The following is a 3416-nucleotide window of genomic DNA, read 5'->3' on the forward strand; positions in this document are numbered from 1 at the left end:
AAATGCTTTCATCATAGTATTTATGCGTCAGATCTCTCAGAGATTTAGAGGCTTCAGGAATAATTAAAGCTGCATTACTTGCTACCACATCTCCCAATAAAAATCCAATTGGTCATTACATGTTTTTAGTTTTTAAGGCGCTTAAAATCGATTTTAGAGCCTAATTTCAGAGCTATTCAACGCTTAAAAGACTGTTTTTTAATAATAGGGGCGGGGTGCCGTCAGATAATGAAAAACTGATCTAAATATCTTGTTAAAGGGAGGGGGCATATTCCCCCTCTCCTTTTTTATATTCTTACCAAAAAATATAATAATCAGTATATATAGGATAACTAAAAAAATTTCACTCTATTAAATCGCCATTTTTAGCCATTTTTAAAAATGAACATTATTAAAATAATATAAGGTCATTCCCATTCTTCTTTTCCAAATGTACGATATATACCAAACCGTTCAAAATACTAGATTCTATTTTTTTCTTGTATCACTAAATCGATCTAATTATAGGACATTTTCAGATTTTTAGTCCCGTCTCAATCCCAGTACCAGAAAAAAATAATTATTTATAGCTATTCTACATAAATGCACAAATACATCTAGCCAATAATAAAAATAAAACTATGCCAAATATTCCCATTTGAATTTTTCCAACTTCAATTTTTTATATAATTAGTTCAAATTTACTCTCAATATCTGACTCTGATTCAAATAGAATTTTATCTTTATATATGTGCTTTAATACATTATATTCTTTCTGTAAAGATTTGATCTCAGAAACATAAGCTATGAAGATGAAAATCAATGCTATGATAAACATTCCTACTACAATACCTTATTTCGAACCTTTAGAGAATAAAAGATAATGCAATAAATTATTTTCATTATATCCAATGATTATATTAAATAACTGCACTTTATCCTTAAGATTTGCAGCCTCTGGATCTATATCCATCTTTAAGTCCAAGTCCTTGCCCTTGTAAAGGCTGGCAATATTGTGAAAAACATCCTCCAAGGAAGCGCCCACATCAAGGTCATCGTAGACATTGGACTGGTAGTACTTCATAATCCCCCTGGCCTTGTCCTCCAGGTCGGTCAAAATCTCTTTTACGAAGCCTAAGTCAGGGTCCTTGGTCGACAGGTAATTCTTGGAAGCAAAAATATCCTGGACAATATCATCGTGGATAACGCGGGCAAACTCTTCCCTCTCTTGACCAATGTGGTCAGATAGATAATAGAGCTTGTAAATCTTGTCGTAAATATTTTCTTGTTCTTTAAAATATAAGGTCAAAACCAATTCAAAAAACAAATAGGTAAAATGATACATCAGGTCTATTGATTTTGGAACAATGCCAAATATATATACCGTAACACCAGCAAATACTCCAAAGCCCAGGCCCAAAATTAGCAAAGACCTCAATGTCAATGGTAATATATTAATATTTTTAAAATTCTTTATCTTTAAAAATTTCAAAATATAAATGCCAATAAAAGCATAGAATAGATAAATAATTTTAATATTAAAACTAACAAGGTCCAAAGCACCAATAGCAATGGGCACCATAAATAAAATACTGTATATTAAAGAAGTCCTAAAAGAAATTTTATTATTAGACAACTCCACTGCAACAAAAATAATAATTACACGCCTAGCTAAATTTAATATTTTTCCCAGAACTGCATAGTCTTTTACCAAAAGACCTGTCGCTTGAAGAATAGCAAAATACATCAGTATAAAAGCATGGATGCTAATATTTTTTAACATTTTCTTGTACAAATTTCCACCACAACCCCTCTATAGTTTTATTTTACCATATAGAAAGTAGTTATCACAGCCTTTTAAAAAAATAAGATAAATTTATAATCTTATAACTTGATCAAATCTATTTAGTGTACTTTCATCATTTACATGGGTAATAACAATAACAATTTTATCTTTGATTTCAAAAATCAAATCAAAAATAATTTCACTTGTTTCCTTGTCCAAGTTACTTGTAGGTTCATCAAAAATCATAACATCATAATCTTTTACTAAGAATCTTGCAATGTCTATCCTTTGTTTTTCACCTGTGGACACTTGGTTCCTGCTTCCTTCCTCAATAGGCTTATCTAAAAAGCTGTCCTTAAATTTCAATTTCCCATAAAGACTATTATTAGCTTCTAATCTTCTATAGAGTTCTATATTGTTTTTTACAGATCCGTCAATATAAAAGTCGTTTCTTTGTATATAAGCAACTTTCTTATATAGGTCATCGCTCAAAATTGTATTTATATCTTGGTTGTTCACCTGGATCTCGCCTCTATACTGGTCTGAACCATAATATTTCATTATTAACTTAGCAAGGGTAGACTTTCCTCGTCCGGATTCCCCTACTATGGCATAGGTTTTTCCTTTTTCAAATCTTGCATTAAAACCTTCAAAGATTATCTTATCTTCTCCAAACTTAAAATCCAAATCTTTGATGCTTATGGTTGAAATACTATTTTGAATTAGCTGACCTTCATTTTTCTCTCTTGATAAAATTTCATCAAAACTTTTCATGATATCGCTAACTGTTCCCATCAAGTTTTTATTATAGGCTAATTGTTGCAGGGGATTAAACACACCATTTAACAGGTTTATTGCAGAAATTAATAAGCCAACTGTAATATCTCCTCTAAGAGCAAACCATACCCCAATTGACATGCAGGCCAACTGAGCAAAAAAACTGAAAAAAAGTCCAAGGTCATTGGCAAGTCTAGATACAAATATATATGAAAACCTGCTTTTCTCATATTGATTATCCCTATCTAGGTATTTTCTTAAAAAAATATCAGACACACCAAGTAGCTTTATTTGTTCAAAGCCTTTTAGATGATTATTGATTACCTTTAAATAGTTCGCGCTTTCCTCTGAAAATTCATTGGTTTTTTTAGCCATTATTACCCCTGGTAACTGGGATAAAGCTATTGTAACAAGTGAAACTCCTACGAATGATAAGCCCAATTTCCAATTAATAAAAAATATTGTTCCAATACTAACCAAGGCCGATATAAAGTTCGCAACAATCTCACATCTAGGTGACAAATAGTTTGTTTGCAATAAGTCAATATTTTTTGTAAAGTTATTCAAATAGTATTCATTTGATTTTGATACATAATCTTTCATTTCCTTTTTATTTACAGACACATAAAGGTCTTTTTTGACATCTTTAATTATATCTGATACATTTTTACTCTTTATATATGTAAATAAAAGAGAAACAATAAACCATCCAATGACAACCTTAAGGCATGCTAATATTTTTGAAGCAAAGTCTACATCTTGGTTGATCACAACGTCAACAACTGTTCCCAGCCTAACAGAAAACATAGCAAATAAAACCGCTGACCCTATACTTAAAATCACCGCCAAAATATATGTCAACCAATGTTTTTTG

General features: G+C 30.8%; 2 protein-coding genes. Both read right to left on the minus strand.

Annotated elements, in window-relative coordinates; translation table 11 throughout:
* Positions 1 to 832 precede the first annotated feature (832 nt).
* Positions 833 to 1774 carry a hypothetical protein gene (locus Q0U66_RS05685; protein WP_297378547.1) on the minus strand — a complete coding sequence of 314 codons (942 nt, stop codon included), beginning with the start codon at positions 1772 to 1774 and terminating at the stop codon, positions 833 to 835.
* A gap of 81 nt (positions 1775 to 1855) precedes the next feature.
* The coding region (locus tag Q0U66_RS05690; protein ID WP_297378550.1) for an ABC transporter ATP-binding protein at positions 1856 to 3416 on the minus strand (1561 nt) is incomplete at its 5' end.

The sequence above is a fragment of the uncultured Helcococcus sp. genome, from assembly GCF_946998255.1.
Taxonomy (GTDB): domain Bacteria; phylum Bacillota; class Clostridia; order Tissierellales; family Peptoniphilaceae; genus Helcococcus.